This is a genomic window from Bifidobacterium phasiani (assembly GCF_019331775.1).
GTDB classification, from domain to species: Bacteria; Actinomycetota; Actinomycetes; order Actinomycetales; family Bifidobacteriaceae; genus Bifidobacterium; species Bifidobacterium phasiani.
This window is the reverse complement of sequence record NZ_JAHBBD010000012.1, coordinates 34369-52280: the sequence shown is the minus strand read 5'-3', so window position 1 is coordinate 52280 and position 17912 is coordinate 34369. Positions and strand designations below refer to the sequence as shown.

The window sequence follows — 17912 nt, the reverse complement described above, 5'->3', positions numbered from 1 at the left end:
CGGCGCATGGGTGTCGGTTTTCGGTTGTCGGTTGCCTGTGCCGTGTGCTGTCGCCGCTGGCTCCGACGCCGGCCTCTTCCGGCCGCCGCCAGCCGCCGCCAGCCGCCGCTGGGCGCCGCCGGGCGTTCGCGTCCCGGGGCTACTCGCGCTCCCCGGCCTGCGCGATGTCGGCCACCACGGGCACGATCATCGGCTTGCGGCGCAGGCGGCGGGCGATCCAGCCGCCGAGCGTGCGGCGCATGATCTGCTGCAGCTTGTAGGTGTCGCGCGTGCCCTGCATCATCGCGTCCTCGAGCTGCTCGACGATCTGGTGGCGCACCTTGTCGAACTCGCTTTCGTCCTCCGCCACGGCGTTGAGGAAGATCTTGGGGCCGGTGACGACCTCGGCGTGCTCGGTGTCCACGACGACGAAGCTGGACACGAAGCCCTCGGTGCCGAGGATGCGGCGCTTCTCGAGCTCCTCGTCGGTCAGCTCGCCGACCGAGTCGCCGTCGACGTAGACGTAGCCGCACGGCACCGAGCCGACGATGGCGGCCTTGCCGTGGTACAGGTCGACGACGTCGCCGTCCTGCGCGAGCACGACGTTGTCCGGGTCGACGCCGGTCTTGACGGCGATCAGGCCGTTGGCGATGATGTGGCGGTTCTCGCCGTGGATCGGCATCGCGCACTTCGGCTTGACGATGTTGTACAGGTAGAGCAGCTCGCCCTCGTTGCAGTGGCCGGAGACGTGCACGGCCGCGTTCTCCTTGTTGATGACGCGGGCGCCGAGCTGGACGAGCTTGTTGATGACCTTGTACACCTCGTGCTCGTTGCCGGGGATCAGCGAGCTCGCCAGGATCACCGTGTCGAACTCGTTGATCGTGATGTCGCGGTGGCTGCCGTCGGCGATGCGGCCCAGGGCCGACATCGGCTCGCCCTGGGAGCCGGTGCACATGTAGACGAGCTTGTCGTCCTGCACGTCGTTGGCCTGCTTGAGGTCGATGACGGTGCCCTCGGGGATGTGCAGGTAGCCCAGATCGGCGGCGATCGACATGTTGCGCACCATCGAGCGGCCGACGAACACGACCTTGCGGCCGTACTTGTGGGCGGCGTCGACGACCTGCTGCACACGGTGGACGTGGCTGGAGAAGCTGGCGACGATGATCTTGCGCGTCGCCTCGGCGAACGCGCGGTCGAGGGCCGGGCCGATCGAGGTCTCGGGCTTGACGAAGCCGGGGACCTCGGCGTTGGTCGAGTCGGCCATCAGCAGGTCGACGCCCTGCTCGCCGAGCTTGCCGAACTCCACCAGGTCGGTGATGCGGTGGTCCAGCGGCAGCTGGTCGAGCTTGATGTCGCCGGTGTCGATGAGGCTGCCGGCCGGGGTCTTGACGAACACGGCGAGCGCGTCCGGGATCGAGTGGGTGACGTTGATGAACTCGAGGTTGAACGGGCCGACCTTGAGCTTGTCGCGGCCCTGCACCACGGTCATGGTCGGGGTGATGCGGTGCTCCTTGCACTTGGCCTCCACGAAGGCCAGGGTGAGCTTGGAGCCGATCAGCGGGATGTCCGGGCGCAGCTTGAGCAGGTAGGGCACGCCGCCGATGTGGTCCTCGTGGCCGTGGGTCAGCACCAGCGCCTCGACCTTGTCGAGGCGGTCCTTGATGTAGTGGAAGTCGGGCAGGATCAGGTCGACGCCCGGCTGCTCCTCCTCGGGGAAGAGCACGCCGCAGTCGATGAGCAGGATGTGGCCGTTGTATTCGACCACGTTCATGTTGCGGCCGATCTCGCCGAGGCCGCCGAGCGGCACGATGCGCATCGAGCCCTTGCGGTACTTGGGCGGGGGGATCAGGCCGTTGGGGTTCTGCGGTTCGGCGTCCTGCCGGGACCTGGCGCCGCGCTTGCCCGCGCGGGAGGCCTTGCCGTCCGACTTGCCGGCGCCGGCGGCCTTGGCGGCCGACTTGCCGGACTTCGCGGCCGCGTCGGACTTCGCCGACTTGGCGGACCTGGCGGACTTGGCGCGGGCGGGTCGCTCGCCGGCCGGTTCGGCGTCGGACCGGGAGGCGCCGCGGTCCGCCGTCTCGACGGTGCGGCCCGTCGCCTCGGCGATGATCTCGTTCATCACCGCTTCGATGGCGGGGTCGGTCACCGCCGACGCGCCGCGCTTGCGTGATTGCTTCGTGGTGTGCTGTTCTTCAGTGGTCATACTGTTCTGGTTGTCCTATTTGTGTTCGGTGCCTCCGCCTGTGCGGGGGCGAGGTCTTCGGTGCGCGCGCTCTTCGGCGCGCGCGGTGCGGTCGGACCGCCGGCGGTCCGTCATGGGACGGGTCCGGGTCGGCCGCCCGCCCGGGCCGGCAGGCCATGTCGGGGCGACGCCGCGCGTGCCCGGGTGACGTTCCATACGGTCCATGACGGGACACCCCGCGCTCGGCGCCTGCCTCGGACGACGCTCCGGTTCCGCACCCGTCCGGACACGCCTATGCGCATCGGGCTGCGTGCGCGCCGCTCGTCGTCGGCCGTCGCATCGGCTCGGCGCCGATGCGGTGCGCGCCAGCGGTGTGTCGGACCGGTGCTCCCGGTCCCGTCGTTGCCGGCAGATCCATTCTTTCGTTATCGTCTTGTCTTGTCCGGTCCGGTCGGGCCGGTCGGTCCGTCGCGGCCTCCATGCGTCGCCGCGGACTTCGGCCCCGACCGGGTCGGCCATATCCGGGCGCCTAGAGCAGCCCGGCCTCGCGCATGCCGCGTTCGGCCCGGGCGATCTCATCCGGTCCGGGGCCGACGTTCGGCAGGCGCATCGAGGTGTCGTCGAGCAGGCCGCGCACCTTGAGCGAGGCCTTGGCCATGACCGCCTGGAATCCGTTGCCGTTCAGCGCCTCCACCAGCGGTGCCAGGCTCACGGCGATGCGCTGGGCCGTGTGGATGTCGCCCCGGTCGAACGCCGTGGCCAGGTCGCGCATCGAGCCCGCGGCGGCATGGGCGATCACCGAGATCACGCCCACCGCGCCCACGGACAGGAACGGCAGGAACAGGCCGTCGTCGCCGGAGTACCAGTCCAGGCCGGTCTCCATGCGCTTGCGCACCGCGCCGGCGATGTCGCCGGTCGCGTCCTTGACGGCGCTGACGTGGTCGAGTTCGGCGAGGCGGCAGTAGGTCTCCAGCTGGATGCGCACGCCGGTGCGGCCGGGCACGTCGTAGACGATGATCGGCTTGTCCGCGGAGGCGTTCACCGCGCGGTAATGCCGGAAGATGCCCTCCTGCGAGGGGCGCGAGTAGTACGGGGCGACGACGAGCACCGCGTCGGCGCCGGCCTCCTGCGTCTGCTCGGCCATGCGCACGGAATGCACGGTGTCGTTCGAGCCCGCGCCGGAGATGACCGGCACGTCCACGGCCTCCTTGACGGCGCGGACCAGGTCGACCTTCTCGTCCATGTGGGTGACCGGGGATTCGCCGGTCGTGCCGTTCACGAGAATGCCGTCGGCGCCGTCGAGAACCAGCTGCTTCGCCAAGCGCTGCGCGGTGTCGTAGTCGATGGATCCATCGGATGTCATCGGCGTGATCATGGCCGGGATGATGCGCCCGAACGGCGCCGGATCAAGGAGATGCATGGAACCGTCACTCATAGTCTCAAAGGTACTTCGCGGGCGGGACGCGGAATCCGGCCCGCGACAAGGGGCCGGGCCGCCGGATGCGCCCCGCCGGCCGGGTCACAGATCGAGGAACCGGTCCAGTCCGACGGTGAGGCCGGCATGCCCGCCCTCGGCGAGCTTGCGCACGGCCAGCAACACGCCAGGCATGAAGGAGATGCGGTCGAAGCTGTCGGCGCGGATCGTCAGCTGTTCGCCCGCGTTGCCCATCAGCACCTCCTCGTGGGCGTTCAGGCCGCGCAGACGCACGGCGTGCACGTGGATGCCGTCGACGACCTGGCCGCGCGAGCCGCCGTCGGTCTGGGTGTTGTCCGGCACCGGCGCCAGGCCGGCGTCGCGACGCGCCTGCGCGATGGCCTGCGCCGTGTGCAGGGCGGTGCCGGAGGGGGCGTCGACCTTGTTGGGGTGGTGCAGCTCGACGACCTCGGCGGATTCGAAGTACGGCGCCGCCAGCTTGGCGAAATGGTCGGCGAGCACGGCGGAGATCGCGAAGTTCGGCGCGATGAACACCGCCTGGTTCGCACGCGGCGCGCCGGCCAGCGCCACCCCGATCTGGTCCAGGCGCTCGTCGGTCCACCCCGTCGTGCCGACGACCACGTCGACGCCCTGGGCGATCAGCGCCAGCACGTTGTCCAGCGTGGCGGACGGCACGGTGAACTCGACGGCCACGTCGGTGTTCCCCGGGGTGATGACCGACAGGTCGTCCCCCGCGTCGAGGGCGAACGCCAGCTGCATGTCCTCGGCGCCGTTCACCGCCTCGACCACATGCGACCCCATGCGCCCCTTCGCGCCGACCACTGAAACCCGAATCATGCCATACCTCCTTGCCATTGCCCCGGTCCTGCGCCGCGGCCGTCGCCGCGAATCCGCGGAACCGGAACCGGTGTGTGTTCCGATGCCATTATCGATGCGGGACACGCGACCGGGTAGATATGTACCAGGCGGCGTGTCCACTGCTACCGGTTCCGAGACTATCGCGCGGCGCGAACAGCCCGGCGGATGCATCGCCCGGCGCGAACGGGTGGACTCTTCGGAGCGGTCCTCGCGGTAGTCGGTATACATGCGTCGCCCGGCGCGAACGGGTGGACGACGAAGTCACGGATAGACGACGTGATCATGGATAGACGGCGCAGCCACGGGTACCGGGCGGACGCGGTCAACGCACGACCGGGAGGATGCGTCGGAGCAGGCCGCCGGACGGGACGGATTCCGGCCACCCGCGACGCAATCACGGATGGCCGGACGACGCGGCGCATTATTCGCTCAGCGCGCCCCGGTCGGCGCCGGACGCGGCACGGCGCCCTCGTAGATGAAGATGTCGCCCATCATGTCGTGGTCCTCGGGATGGTCGGCGGCGTACCGCTCGGCGACGCATTCCAATCCCTGATGGTCGTAGAAGCCCACGTCGCACGACGAATCGGTGTGCAGATAGTACCGTTCGACGCCGCACGCGCCGAGGTACGCCAGCGCACGGCGCCACAGCGTACCGCCGACGCCGTGGCCGCGCGCGTCCGCGGACACCAGGAACAGCTCGATCTCGCCCTGCGCGGTCGCCTCGACGCCGCTGTCGCGTTCCATCTCCTCCTCGACCGCGTGCCAGTGCAGCGCACCATCCAGGTGACGGGTGTCGGGAACGCTCGCGCGAATCCGGTCGTCGATCCGGCCCAGTTCCGCCTGCGCTTCGGGGAACGCCGCCGGCAGCCCGGCCACGCGTGTCAGCGTCACGCCCATGAACCGGCCGTCGCGTTCGGCGATGTCGCCGCGCGACGCCGGCGCCAGGTAGTGCATGACGAAATGTCGGGACAACAGCGCCGACTCGGGCGTGCCGAAACCCCATGTCCGCTCGTACTCCTCGACGATCGCATCGACGTCCTCCCATGCCATCGGTCGGTAGACGACTCCGTGGCGGTCGTCGCCGCGTGTCGCCGCTCCGGTCGTCATCGTCGTGGTCGTCATCGTATCCGGTTCCTTTCCTCGCAGGTGCGATGTCCGTTCACGTGCGCCCGCCCACACGTGCAGTCCGAGACCCGCGCATCCCCGTCAGGCCGACATGGCGCATTTCAGCCACGCCGTCGCGGCCACCCGCCGTACCTGCCCACCGACCGTCATCGGTCGTCGAACGCCGCCCGACGCCGACGATCGTCGAACGCCGTCAGTCATCGTCGGATTGCTCGGGGATGCCGCGATGCAGCTCGTCAAGGATCTCCTGTTCCGTTTTCTCCCGCGCGCGAAGCTCTCGCCTGCTCTCGTCGGGTTCACTCAGATAGTAGAGCGTCGCGTCGATGCTGTCCAGCGGGATGCCTTCGATCGACGACAGCAGCAGCCGGTACAGGTCGAGCTGGACGAGCTTGCGCTCCGCGTCCGCCTGCCTGCCGGGACGACGGCCGGTCTTCCAGTCGACGATCGTATAGCGTGTGACGTCCTCGCCGTCATCCAGGCCGCCGAAGAACACCGCATCGAGCTTGCCGTTCACGATGGCGCCGTTCAGCTGCGGTATGGACGCGACGATCTGGCGTTCGGCCCACGCCGGATCCCGCGATGCCCACCGCGAGTCGGCGAGCCGGCGCTGCCAGACGAGAAGATCGTTCCGAGGCACGCCCGGATTATCCGAGGCGGATGCTTCGGCCCGCCGCAGGTCCTCCAGCATCGCACGACGGCTGAGGATGCCGCCGTGTTCCGCATCCGCATCGCCGCGCGCCGCCATGATGAACCGTTGCGCCCATGCGTGGAAGATCGTGCCCGACTCGGCCGCCGGCGAGGCGACGCTGGGCACGGGCCGCACGATGCCGCGCCAGTATGAGCGTTCCTCCCTGTCGCTCAGCCCGCCGGCGATCGCCTGCAGGCTGGTCACGCTTTGGCGACGCCCGCCGATGATGCGCCGTGCCCGTTCCCTGACCACGCGGTCCAGTGCCTCGCCTTCCAGAACCCCGTGCATCAGATCGGCGTCGTCCACCACCATGCGGGTGAGGGCCAGCAACCCGTGTTCCCGTTCGATGCCGTCGGCTCCGGAATCCGTGCCCGCCGTCCGCTCGTCGGATTCCCGTCCATCGCCATCCAGCAGAGCCAGCACCGCCCGTGCGCCGTCCTGCAGGCGCCGCATGACCGGTTCGCTCAAGGTCGCCGGCCAAGCCAGGCCGGTATCGCCGGCACGATCCGGAATCGGCGTCATCCAGGCATCGCCGACGATCGCGTTCATATAGTCCTGCGCGCGCTCCCCGGCGCAGAACCCCTCGGGCAGCGGCGGCAGCGTATCGACCACGACGCCGTCACCGTCCTCGGCGTCCTGCGAGGCCCGCGCGACGGCGGCCCTGTAGGCGTCGATGTCCTGCGCGATGCGGCCCCTGACGTCCGCATCGATGTTGGTGGGTTCGTGCGTCGCGTCCCGCCGGGCGTGCATCGAGTCATGCACCTCCTGCCAGAAGTTCGACGCCCGTCGCGCGGCGCCATGCGCCAGGGCCGGGTCGCGGCTCTCCTCGCCGGTCCGGCAGAAGGTGAGCAGCGCGTCGTGCCGGGCGCGGGTCAACGCCACGTAGGCGATGCGCCGCTCGTCGGCGTGCAGTCGCCGGCCGTATTCCTCCTGCTGCGTCAGGTACCAGCCGTCGGGATCCACGTCGTCCACGCCGTCGCCGAACTGCCGCATGGATCCGAACACCTCGTCGTCGATCTGCTCGACATCGTCCAGGGCGGACAATGCCGCCACCGGATCGCCGCCGACCGGCGCGTCGTGCGGGAACTGCGGCAGTATCGCGGCGTCGACGCGCACCGGGACGGGCACCGCGGTCGGGACCTCCAGCCAGCTCTTCGCGGTCTCCCGGTATTCCGGGGCGTGCCAGACGCCGTGCTCGTCCAATCCGCCGGCGCGATCCTCGTCGCATGCGATGTGGAGGTTGTCCCCCTGCTTGCTGGGGAACACGCCGTCGGCCATGTCCACCACGGCGACGGCGTCCCATTCGAGCCCCTTGGACTGGTGGATGGTCATCAGCTCGACGTCCGCACGGTCGTCGCGCATGTTCATCGCCTCGTCCTCGACGCTGTCGAGCGCATCGGTCCATGACACGAACCCGCGCAACGTCGGCGTGCTGTCGGCGGCGATCTCGCTCGCATACGTATCGACCAGATCGATGATGCCGTCCATCGGCATGTGCGCCACGGTCGGGTTCACCGGGGCGTCATCGCCGCGCAGCGCCTGGGCGACCACGGTGTCGATGTCCAGGTCGAGCGCCTGCACGGCCGTCCGTACCACGTCCGCCAGCGGCCGCCCCACCGCGGAACGGACGTCGCGCAGCATGGCGCCCATACGGCGCACGCCGTCCAGAGACTCCCGGGAGAACGCCGCGCTCCGTGCGACGATGTCGTCGAAGTCGTCGCGCTGCAGCAGGTCGGCGAGGAACACGGTGTTGCCGACCATGTCGCGGTGGTCGTGGACGATGCGGTCCCAGGTCTCCCGAGGCGCATCCGCGTCGGCGACGCCGGCCTCGACCAGCGCGCGGAACTGTTCCGCGCAGTTCGCCTGCTCAGCCAGGCGGGACAGCTCCCGCAGCTCCTCGGCGGCGAGGTGGAATCGCGGGGTGGCCAGCAGCCTCATCAGCGATGCGGAGTCCGTGTGGTCGGCGACCACATGGAGCAGCGCCATCAGGTCGCGTATCTCCGGGCGTTCGAACAGCGCCGAGTACCCGACGACGAATGCGGTCAGCCCGGCCTGTTCCAGCGCCTGCTGGTATCGCGCCATCTGCTGCTTGGTGCGGAACAGCACGGCCACGGTGCCGCGGTGGCCGTCGCCCGATGCGTGGCTGTTCGCTCGGATCGCCTCACGGCAGAAGCGCACCACGCCGTCGATCTGCTGGCCGAGGGTGTCGTACCCGAGCACGCCGATGGTGCCGAGCGGCGCATCCGGCAGGTTGCCCAACGGCGCCACGTCGACCTCGTGCATCGGCGAACTGCTCGGCCGGCGGGGCGAATCGTCCCGCAGCGGCATCGTCAGGTTGTTGGCCGCCTCGAGCACGACGCGCGAGTTGCGCCGCGTGACGGTCAGCGCATAGGGCTGCTCGCCGGCGGACATGCCGAAGTCCCGTTGGAACATGCGGAAGGCGCCCGGGCTGGCGCCGCGCCACGCGTAGATGGATTGGAACGGATCACCCACCGCGTTCACCGCGCATCGCTCGTCCCCATGCCCGTCGCCGGCGTGGAACAGCGCGGCGATCAACGTCGCCTGCGTGGTCGAGGTGTCCTGGTATTCGTCCAGCAGCACATGGCTGAAGCGAGTGCGGTAGCGCCGGCCGATCGAGGGGAACCGCGTGATCAGCTGGTACGCGGCGATGGTGAAGTCGCTGAACTCCGCCATGTTCAGCCGTCGCTTCTCGGCGGCGTACTCGGCGACCAGCCCCAGCAGCAGTTCCCGCTTCTCCGTCGTGCGCAACATCCGGGCGCACTGCCAGAGGCAGTTGTCGTGCAGTCTGGTCCGGAACTCGTCCAGCTTGTTCTGCCATGCGGCGTCGGTGACGTTCTTGTAGCGTCGGGGGCGCCTGCCGATGCTGGGCTGGGACTCGGGGACCTGCTCGTCGCCGATGGCCCGGCCGATTCTGGCGGCGAACGCGCCGTCCCAGGCGCGGATGCGGGCTATGGCGTCGTCGATGTTGTCGCAGCCCGAGCCGATCATCGTGCCGCCGATGGCGTTCGACAGCTGCAGCACGTGCTGCGTCAGCCCCGCGAACGATCCGGTGTCCACCGTGGAATCCACGATGTCGCCGATATGCCGTTCGACGACGTTGCTGATGAGCTGCAGGGAGCCGGCCACGCTGAGCGGCTGCGTGTTCTGGTCGAAGCCCACCAGCAGGCCGTACTGCCTGACGATGGTCTGGAAGAACGCGTCATAGGTGTAGATCGCCGGTTTGAGGAAGAGCCGGTCGCCGCCGTCCCGGGAGGCGTCCTCGGCCACCGCGGCCGATACGCGCTCCAGCAGCTCGCCGGCCGCCTTGCGTGTGAACGTCAGGCCGAGGATGCGCTCGGGGGCGACGCCGCGCCGGATCAGCGCGATGATGCGTCGCGTCATCGTGTAGGTCTTGCCCGACCCCGCGCCGGCGACGACCAGCACGTCATCGTCCGCCGGCGCGTTGACGACACGGTCCTGTTGCTTGTTGCCGTCGATGCTTCCGCTCATGACTGCCTCATTTCGAACACGGTGCTGATCTGTCCGGCGCAGGCCGGGCATACCGGCTTCAGCCGGCAGGACTTGATATGGTCGGGGGTGGGATGGGCCGTCAGGGTCATGGACCGGCTCGCGGCGCCGGCGTAGAACACCCTGGCGATCATGGTCAGGGCCCAGACCGCCTGGGTACCGCGCAACGACAGCAATTGGTCCCATGCGTGCCGGCTCACGCCCTCGGGGGCCATGTCCGGCAGTTCCGGAACATCCAGCGCCGCCTCGGCCTTCAGACGGGAACGCGGGGTGAACGAATCCGCATTCAGGCTCTCGCCGGCGAACAGGGGCGGCTGGAAGGCGCCTTCGGCGCCGTAGAAGCTGGCGGGGCTGTCTTTCTCCGCCACGTAGAACAGGTCGCTCTGCGTGATGCGTGGCGAGCCGGTGGACGTATCCGGCTGTGCATCGGAGAATGCCAGGCCCAGCTGATAGCACACCAGCTGCAGGTTGTTCACCATGTATCGCGCGTTCCTGGCCCGGCCGGTCTTGTAGTCGATCAGCCTGACCGTTGCGGTGCCGTCGCCGAGATGGCGGTGCTCCAGCCGATCGATGGTGCCGGACAGCCGTATTATGAGATCCTCGGACATCCCTTCGGGCCAGCCGCCGACCAATGAGCCCATCATGGCGAGCAGCTCGCCGCTCCCGATCGGGTCGACACCGGGCAGCGCGTTATACCGCCGCAGGATGTCGTCGAGGCCGAACCGGGCGGAGAACTGCCGCTCGCATTCGACTCGGTCCAATGTGCCGACGGCGAACAGCTTCGCGTTGCCGCTATGGTATCCGTCGCGATGTCCATTGGCGAAATACGTGGCGATGTTGGTCAGCACCTCGCGGGCGGCGCGGTCCCTGCGCGTCGCCTCGAAGCGTTGCTCCGGGTCGGCGGCGGCCGACGGGTCGCGTCGCAGCGCCCCGTAGATCGCCATCAGCCGATCGGTGATCGCATCCACGCGTTGCTGCGGGGCCGCGTCCGCCATATACCCGGGCAGGTCCAGTCCTTCCTCGCTGCCCTGCTGGGCCACGGCGTGAATCAATGTGCCGAAGGATGTGCTCACCGACCCGGCCCGGGGGCCCGCGCAGCGGTTCTCGATCGTCCAGCACACCGGGCACGCCCAGATGCTGTCGACGGACGACGGCGACAGCACCGCGACCGGGGCATGGGATGACGGCTCCACGGTTTCGGTCGCGGATGGTTCCGTCGCCGCCGTGGCCGCCGGCGTCCGCACGAAGTTCCATCGACGAGGATTCGCGGACGGCAGCCCGTGACGGGCCAGCAACGCCAATGCCCGCGCCGCGTCCATGCCCTGCGCCGAGTCGGCCCCGTGCCGGGCCAGTGCCACGCGGGCGGCGGCGACCAGGCCACGGGGGTCGGCATCGAGGCCGCCATGGTCGCCGTCCCGCTCCGCTCTGCCGGTGTCCGCCCCACCGTCCGGCGCTGCGCCGGACGGTCCGTCGGGCACCTTGCCGTCGTGACGCTCCGGAAGCGCACCCACCGTGGCGAATCGGACGCCATCCCGTTGACGCTCGAATCGTTCGGGGACATAGCCGAACAGGAAATCCGAGGGAACCGTGTCGTCGTTCCACACGGCGCTGACGGTGACGACGTCATCGGCCCGGGTGAGCGCGACCAGCAGTCCTTTCTTCTCGCTGGACAGCACTGTGGACAGCCTGTTGTCATGCCCGGCCCGGTCATGGTCGGGTATCGTGCCCCGAAGCATGATGTCGGCGAGGTCCTCGCCGCCGAACAGCGTGCTGCGTTCCGCGAGATTCGGCCAGACACCCTGCTGGAGCGCGGGAAGCCAGACATAACGCCAGTGTCTGCCGGCCGCCCCGGCCGGTGTGGTCAACGTCACCGCCTGTTCCACGGGACCGACGTGCGCAAGCGAATCGGCCTCGATCTCCATCGCGCGCACCTGCGCCATGAACGAGACGATGTCCTGCCCGGTCGCCGCCCCCTCGGCGATCTGGAACAGACGCATGGCCGCGTCAAGCCGGTCGTTCGCCGCGCGTCCTTCGGGCGTGTTCGACAGCGCCGTGCGCTGCCATGCCGAGGCCACGCCCGCGGCGTCCCAAGCGACCGCCAGCGCGTACCGGGGCTCCTCGGAGGTGAGCCGCCCCAGCCCGTCGTCGACGGACGCGACGAGACGCCATAGCCGGGCGAACGCCCTGCCCTGCGGATCACGGCCGAGCACCGCGTCGATGGCGTCGAGCACCTCGGACGCCGGTGCCGACGCATCATCGAAAACCAGCATCACATACAGTGCATCCTCGCCGAACGGCAGGTCGTCCCCGACCGCCGCGGTCTCGCTGATGCGGCTGTCGTCAATGGCCACGGAGACACCGTCGTTCCGGTCCTGTCCCCGGTCCCGGTCGTGCTCCACCGACGCCCGTAGGTCGTTCCACGATGCGACCAGACGCGCCAGGCGGCCCTCCGACGGCGGATCGCCCGGCTCTGTACCCCCCGGTTCGGGAGCCGTGCCATCGCCGGCGGATTCCATGACGATATCCGCCAGCGACGCCAATGCGCCCATCGCGGACGAGACCGGCTCCAGCCGCGCGGTCCGCCCCTCCCCGGGGCGGCTTCCGGTCGTGACCAGCGGACTGCCCATCAGCGACGCGACCCGCGTGCGCACGTAGGCCGCGATCGCAGCCAGCGGCATCGCCACGCCGGCAATCCCCTGGTGGCGCAGTCGAGCCAGCTCGATCAACGCGAACAGCCCTTGGACGAATGGTTCGTCCTTCAGCGGACGATTCACCGACGAGTAGCGCACCGGCACGCCGTCATGCCGCAGCCGCTCGCCGAACGTGCGCACCGTCGCGTTGTCGTGCGCGATGACCGCCATGTCGTTCCAGTCCACGCGCGCGTCAAGGTGCAGGCGTTTGATGCGCCACACCACGTCATCCAGTTCCTCGCGCGCCGACCGATACAGCGCGGTCGCCACACTGCCGTCCCCGGGCAGCGGGGAGTCCGGCGCCAACCGCGCGATTGGAAGCGCGCCCTCGTACCGCGGCAGCTTCCACGCACGCTCGGCGATCGGAAGCGGCTCGTCCTCGGGAGAGGGGATCGACAGCGACACCCGGGCGGCGATTACGTCACGATACGTATGGCCCCGCATGCGTGACTCGCCATGCCGCGCGTCGGCGCGGCCGCCATCGCCCGCATCATGTTCGGGGAGCCGGTACAGCCGGGCGCCGAGCGGACCGGACTGCGCCCGGGCGAACAGATATTCCGGATACGATCCGCGGAACGTCTGCACGGCTTCGTCCGGATTGCCGATGAGCACCAGCCGCACGCCGGACGCCGACAGGGCCTCCAGAAAACGCAGGCCGGCCAGCGTCGTGTCCTGGAAATCATCGACCACCAGCAATGCGGGCAGCACGACTGCCCCGCCGCGTCCCGCCGCGGCGCTCCGCCCGAGCATGGCGGCCCCTTCGACCAGCAGCCGCGACGCGTCCAGCCGGTACTCGCCGGGATAGTGGCGTGCGATGGACTCCACGTATTCCCGGCGCAACGCGAACGCCAGCCTCCATTGCAGCTCCAATCGTTGCGTATCCCGAGGCAGGCCACGCAGCGTGCGGATCAGCGTCTCCTCACCGGAGAACGAGGCGCCGAGCTCGTTGATGCGCGCCAGCATGTCCCGGAGCTGGGCGACGAACTCCGAGGATATGCCGCGTTCGAACATCGCGAGCGCCGTCGCGTCGGCACGGTCCGAGTCCTCGGCGACGACGGTGTCGGCCCAGTCGTCATCGGCGAAATAGTCCCGCAGCAACAAGCAGGTGCCGCACATGTCCCCCGAACGGACGTGGCCCACATGCACGGCCACCACCTGGCGCAGCAGCGCATCCTGTTCGGCGCCGTTCAGCAGCCTGGGGGCAGGGTCCCCGGTGGCCGCACGCGAATCCGCGATCACACCGAACGCCAGCGCCGACAAGGTCGTCACCGGCCTTGCCTTCGACGATGCGCCGACCTCCCTGATGACGCGGTTGCCCAGCTCGTCGGCCATGACGCGTCCGGACACGGTCATCACGGCGTTCGCATCCCCGAATGCGCGCAGCCCACGCAGCAGCGCCGCATAGGCGAACCGGGTCTTTCCGCATCGGGGAACGCCCGCCACCACCAGCGGCCGTGCCGCCGCGTCGTCGCCTTCGAACAGCAGGTCGAGGGCGTGCCATACATCGTCATGTCCGTTCATGGCTCCCAGCCTAAACACCCCGTTCAGCCCTAGGTACATATCTACCCACCCCTGCGTGTCGCGCACGGCGTCGGGCGAAGCGGCATCCCTCACCCCTCCATGGCCGCCCACACCGCGGCCGACAGGTCGCGGATGGAGGCCTGCGCCGCGGACGGATCGGCGACGCCCTCGGTCAGCACGGCCAGCACGTAGTCCCCCGTCGTCGCCGAGCCGTCGATCGCCGCCGACGTGTCCGCCGTGGCGAACACGATGGCCGCATCGTTCTCGACGCCGTCGATCTCGCCGGTCTTGTTCGCCACGGCCGTGCCCGTAGGAACGCCTCCCGGGATCTTGGTCTGCCGGGTCTGGGCCAACAGCAGGCCGAGCATCCGCTCGCTCCAGGCCGGCGACACCAGCTCGCCGCGGTACACCGCGGCCATGAACCTGCCGGCGTCGGACGCGCTGGTCTGCTTGCGCGTCGGGTCGCCGTCGACCACGCCCAGATACTGGTCGATGAACGTGTCCTCGAATCCATACTCCGCCGCGATTCGGTTCACCGTCGCGAATCCGGCGTCCGCGTCCCCGTCTCCCAGCAGGTCGATCAGCGTGTTGGTGGCCTCGTTCGAGCTCACCGTGATCATCTGTTCCAGCAGCGTATCGATGGCATCGCTCTCGACGAGCGAGCCGTCCGCGATGCGTTGGAACACCGACAGCATCACGTAGAGCTTGATCACCGACGCCGAATAGCTCCGGTGGCTGTCGATCGCGATGGAGGCACCGGTCGCCAGATCCTCCGCATATACCTGCCAAATCCCCTGATATCCCTCGATGCGCCGCGTCAGCTCGTCACGCAGCGTATCGAGGCGGCGCTGCGCCACCGCCGCGTCAGCGGAAGGCACGGCGTCCCGGCTCAACGTCCCGACGGCTCCGACGGGCGCGACGCCGTCCGCGGCGACGTCGCCGTCCACGCGTCGCCCCATCCACGCGCCCCCGGCGCCGCAGACCAACGCCATCGTAAGTGCGGCGGCGGCCATGGTCAGCGCACGCCGCCGACGCCGGTGCGTATGCCGACCGGCATGCCCGGGCGTCGATCCGTTTCCCGTGTCCGCGGTCATGTCACCGGGCATCCAGCATCGTCGTCCACACGGCGTCGAGGATGTCGGAGGTCAGCGCCGCGGCCTGTTCCCGTCCGAGGTGTTCGGTGATCACCGCCACGCCCACCGCGTCCTCGCCGTTCCCGATGACGACGAAATAGTTGTAGGCGTCCTGGATGCCGGCCCCGCGGTGCGCGTGCACCGTCGCCCCCTGCGGTACGTCCACGCCCTCCGTCGCGATGTCATGGTTCATCAGCAGGTAGGCGCCGTCGTCGATCGCCTCGGCCAGCATGCGCGCCGCGTCGTCGGATGACGTGTAGTTCTCGCGCCCCTCCTGCGATGCGGCCACGTCGCCGAAGACGCGGCCGAAGCTCGTATGCGCGTACCGGTGATCGGCGAGCCAGGAGTTCAGCCCGTCCAGCCCGCCGATGTCGTCGATGAGCGCATTGGCCGCCTCGTTGTCCATCGAGCGCAGCATCTGGCCGGCCGAGTCGCTGGGGCGACCGGCGTTCGTGTCCGTGTACGCCAGGTACACCGGCAGGTACAGTCCCGCCGCCACGTAACGGCGTTCCGCGTTCCGTGACGAGTAGCTGCGCAGCCCGTCCTGCGTGATGACGGACACGGCGACGTCGGTGGTCGAGTAGCCGTCCACGATGGCGTCCACGGCCGACTGGTCCAGTGTCCGCGACGTCGACCGTCGCGCCTCATCCGACGCGCCCTCCCCCTCATCATCGGACGGCGACGCATCGGCGCCCGGTTCGGTCTCCTCCGGCACGGCCGACTGGCCGCCGGGTTGTTCGCCGCCGCGACGCACGGCCACGACGGCGAGCGCGACGACCAGGGCGACGACCGCGAGCGCGGCCACGACGATGGCGACGACGGCGCCCGCCGGGCCGCGCCGGTGTACCGGTTCGGCGGAGGACCCGTCGTCCGTCGTGGACGGCGCGGGGGATTCGCCGACCCCCGGACTTCCATACGACCCCGGCAGCACCGAGCGCTCGGCGTCGGCGTCCGGAAGCCGGCCGAGCGGCTGGCCGCAGGTCGTGCAGAACCGTGCGCCGGCGTCGTTTTCAGCCCCGCATCGATAACAGAACATCATTCCCTCCCGCGCCGACGCCATGGTTCCCGATTCATCGGTATCTCGATTATCGCGCCTGCCTCCGCCATCGTCCATCGGCGGTTCCGAATGCCGTGCCTGGCGTATCGGTACGGGGGGCAGCCCGACCACCCCCCGAACATGCATCTTTCTTAGCTGCAGCCAGCTGCTTTTCAGGGCACATACAGCATATATAAAGTCGCAAAAACCTTGCCATTGCAACGAACACGCCGAGGTGCGCACCGCTGTCCGCAACCCTCGGAACAATGACCCCTAACCCACGCAGAGCAGCGTGAGTCGATTGGGGGAATCGAATTCAGGGAGGGACTCGACGATGAGCACCGCTACGACGCCGGAGCCGCGAATCGCGGGATACACCGGCATACGAAGGCTGGGCGGAGGCCCGGCATCCGCAGTGTACCTCTGCCGGCAACGGGGGCGTCGGCGGGAGGTCGCCGTCAAGGTGGCCGGAACCGTCGGCGACGACGGCTGCCGCCGCGCGATACGCAACGAGATCGCATGCCTGTCCCGCATCCCGAGGCATCCCAATATCGTACGGATGCTGGATTGCGGGGTCACGGCGGACGGAGCCGACTACCTGGTGCTCGAATACGCTTCCGGAGGAGCGTATCGCGCCGCGCCGCGGCGCCACCGGACCGATGCCCTTCTTGCGATCGATGTCGGGATCCGGATCGCCGACGCGCTGCATGCGGTCCACCGCGCCGGCATCGTGCATCGCGACGTCAAGCCGAGCAACATCCTGAAGTCGGCAACGGGAAATCCGGTGCTGGCGGATTTCGGCGTGGCGGCCTCGATGTACCAGCCCCAGATGCGAACCGGCCATTCCGACACCTGGGCGGCGCCGGAGGTGCGTTCCGGGGCGAGCGGAGGGACCGTCGCCGCCGACATCTATTCGCTCGGCGCCACATTGTGGGCGCTGACGACGGGGACGCCACCGCCCATCTCCGGCTCACGGCCCATCGGTTCGTTCCGCCCCGCGGCGGTCTCGCGCACCTCGTCCCCGAAGCCACGTACCGAAGACGTTCCCGCGCCGATGGCGGCGGCGCTGCGTCGTTCCCTGGACGACGACCCCGAACGCCGCTATCGCACGGCCGCGGAGTTCGCGAACGAGCTGCGCCGCATACGGCGCGTGCTGCGCGGGCGGACGTCTGCGGTTTACGGCCATGCGGCGGCGCGACCGCGGCGCACGGTCCCGGCACCGGTACCGACGCCGACGCCACGCTCGTGCGCACGGTTCGCACGACGCGACGACCGTATGGCGTACGGCGCCGTCGCCGCGATGACGGCCATCGCGCTGCTGCTCGTCGTCGCGATATCGCCGCATGCGGACACCTTCGGGCCCGTCGCTCGACTCGGCGGCCACGAACGGCCATCGCCGGCGACCATGGTAGGGGGCATGGACGGCAGGCCCGGCATCGAAGCGCCGGAGACGGTGCCGGCGCCGACCCGGTTCCGCGGCGTCATCGACGGCGAAACCGCCACGTTCAGCTGGACCAATCCCGATCCGATGCCCGGCGACTCGTACGCATGGTCCGTCCTCACAGAGGACGAACCGACAGCACCGACACGCACCTCGACCACCGACGAGACCGCCGTGACGATCGCGGACGTACGCACGCCGCGTCTGTGCATGGCGGTCAGCATCGTGAGAGAGGACCACGCCATGTCCGAGCCCGCAATCACCTGCGCGGCCCGCTAGACGACCGACGAATACCG

Annotated in this window: 9 protein-coding genes; 1 reads left to right on the top strand and 8 read right to left on the bottom strand. The window is 69.4% G+C overall.

The window, feature by feature from the left end; translation table 11 throughout:
• Window positions 1–139: 139 nt before the first annotated feature.
• The 8 genes from KIH73_RS06250 to KIH73_RS06215 form a co-directional block, all read right to left on the bottom strand.
• Window positions 140–2182 carry a ribonuclease J gene (locus KIH73_RS06250; protein WP_236022624.1) on the bottom strand — a complete coding sequence of 681 codons (2043 nt, stop codon included), beginning with the start codon at window positions 2180–2182 and terminating at the stop codon, window positions 140–142.
• A gap of 508 nt (window positions 2183–2690) precedes the next feature.
• Window positions 2691–3596: a 4-hydroxy-tetrahydrodipicolinate synthase gene (gene dapA / locus KIH73_RS06245; protein ID WP_219081655.1), complete on the bottom strand. Its 906-nt coding sequence runs from the start codon at window positions 3594–3596 to the stop codon at window positions 2691–2693.
• A gap of 84 nt (window positions 3597–3680) precedes the next feature.
• The gene (gene dapB, locus KIH73_RS06240; protein WP_219081653.1) at window positions 3681–4433 is read right to left on the bottom strand and encodes a 4-hydroxy-tetrahydrodipicolinate reductase; all 753 of its coding nucleotides are present in this window, start codon (window positions 4431–4433) and stop codon (window positions 3681–3683) included.
• A 450-nt stretch (window positions 4434–4883) separates the two neighbouring features.
• Window positions 4884–5576 (bottom strand): GNAT family N-acetyltransferase, encoded by a 693-nt coding sequence (locus KIH73_RS06235; protein WP_219081651.1) that lies wholly within the window; start codon window positions 5574–5576, stop codon window positions 4884–4886.
• A gap of 196 nt (window positions 5577–5772) precedes the next feature.
• Window positions 5773–9777 carry an ATP-dependent DNA helicase gene (locus KIH73_RS06230; RefSeq protein WP_219081649.1) on the bottom strand — a complete coding sequence of 1335 codons (4005 nt, stop codon included), beginning with the start codon at window positions 9775–9777 and terminating at the stop codon, window positions 5773–5775.
• On the bottom strand, window positions 9774–14006 hold the full coding sequence (locus KIH73_RS06225; RefSeq protein WP_219081647.1) for a PD-(D/E)XK nuclease family protein: 4233 nt from the start codon (window positions 14004–14006) through the stop codon (window positions 9774–9776). The genes KIH73_RS06230 and KIH73_RS06225 overlap by 4 nt, the downstream gene beginning before the upstream one ends.
• Window positions 14007–14095: 89 nt before the next feature.
• On the bottom strand, window positions 14096–14953 hold the full coding sequence (locus KIH73_RS10920; RefSeq protein WP_219081646.1) for a serine hydrolase: 858 nt from the start codon (window positions 14951–14953) through the stop codon (window positions 14096–14098).
• Between the two features lie 148 nt (window positions 14954–15101).
• A complete protein-coding gene (locus tag KIH73_RS06215; RefSeq protein ID WP_219081644.1) occupies window positions 15102–16175 on the bottom strand; it encodes a serine hydrolase in 1074 nt (357 codons plus the stop codon).
• Between the two features lie 334 nt (window positions 16176–16509).
• On the opposite strand from KIH73_RS06215, the gene KIH73_RS06210 reads away from it, so the two are divergent.
• Entirely contained in the window at window positions 16510–17895 is a 1386-nt protein-coding gene (locus KIH73_RS06210; protein ID WP_219081642.1) for a serine/threonine-protein kinase, read from the top strand.
• The last annotated feature ends 17 nt before the right edge of the window (window positions 17896–17912 follow it).

What these genes read in the sequence shown, in the direction of transcription:
- KIH73_RS06250 (WP_236022624.1), bottom strand. Translation starts at nt 2,182, where the DNA reads ATGACCACTGAAGAACAGCACACCACGAAGCAATCACGCAAGCGCGGC.
- dapA (WP_219081655.1), bottom strand. Translation starts at nt 3,596, where the DNA reads ATGAGTGACGGTTCCATGCATCTCCTTGATCCGGCGCCGTTCGGGCGC.
- dapB (WP_219081653.1), bottom strand. Translation starts at nt 4,433, where the DNA reads ATGATTCGGGTTTCAGTGGTCGGCGCGAAGGGGCGCATGGGGTCGCAT.
- KIH73_RS06235 (WP_219081651.1), bottom strand. Translation starts at nt 5,576, where the DNA reads ATGACGACCACGACGATGACGACCGGAGCGGCGACACGCGGCGACGAC.
- KIH73_RS06230 (WP_219081649.1), bottom strand. Translation starts at nt 9,777, where the DNA reads ATGAGCGGAAGCATCGACGGCAACAAGCAACAGGACCGTGTCGTCAAC.
- KIH73_RS06225 (WP_219081647.1), bottom strand. Translation starts at nt 14,006, where the DNA reads ATGAACGGACATGACGATGTATGGCACGCCCTCGACCTGCTGTTCGAA.
- KIH73_RS06215 (WP_219081644.1), bottom strand. Translation starts at nt 16,175, where the DNA reads ATGTTCTGTTATCGATGCGGGGCTGAAAACGACGCCGGCGCACGGTTC.
- KIH73_RS06210 (WP_219081642.1), top strand. Translation starts at nt 16,510, where the DNA reads ATGAGCACCGCTACGACGCCGGAGCCGCGAATCGCGGGATACACCGGC.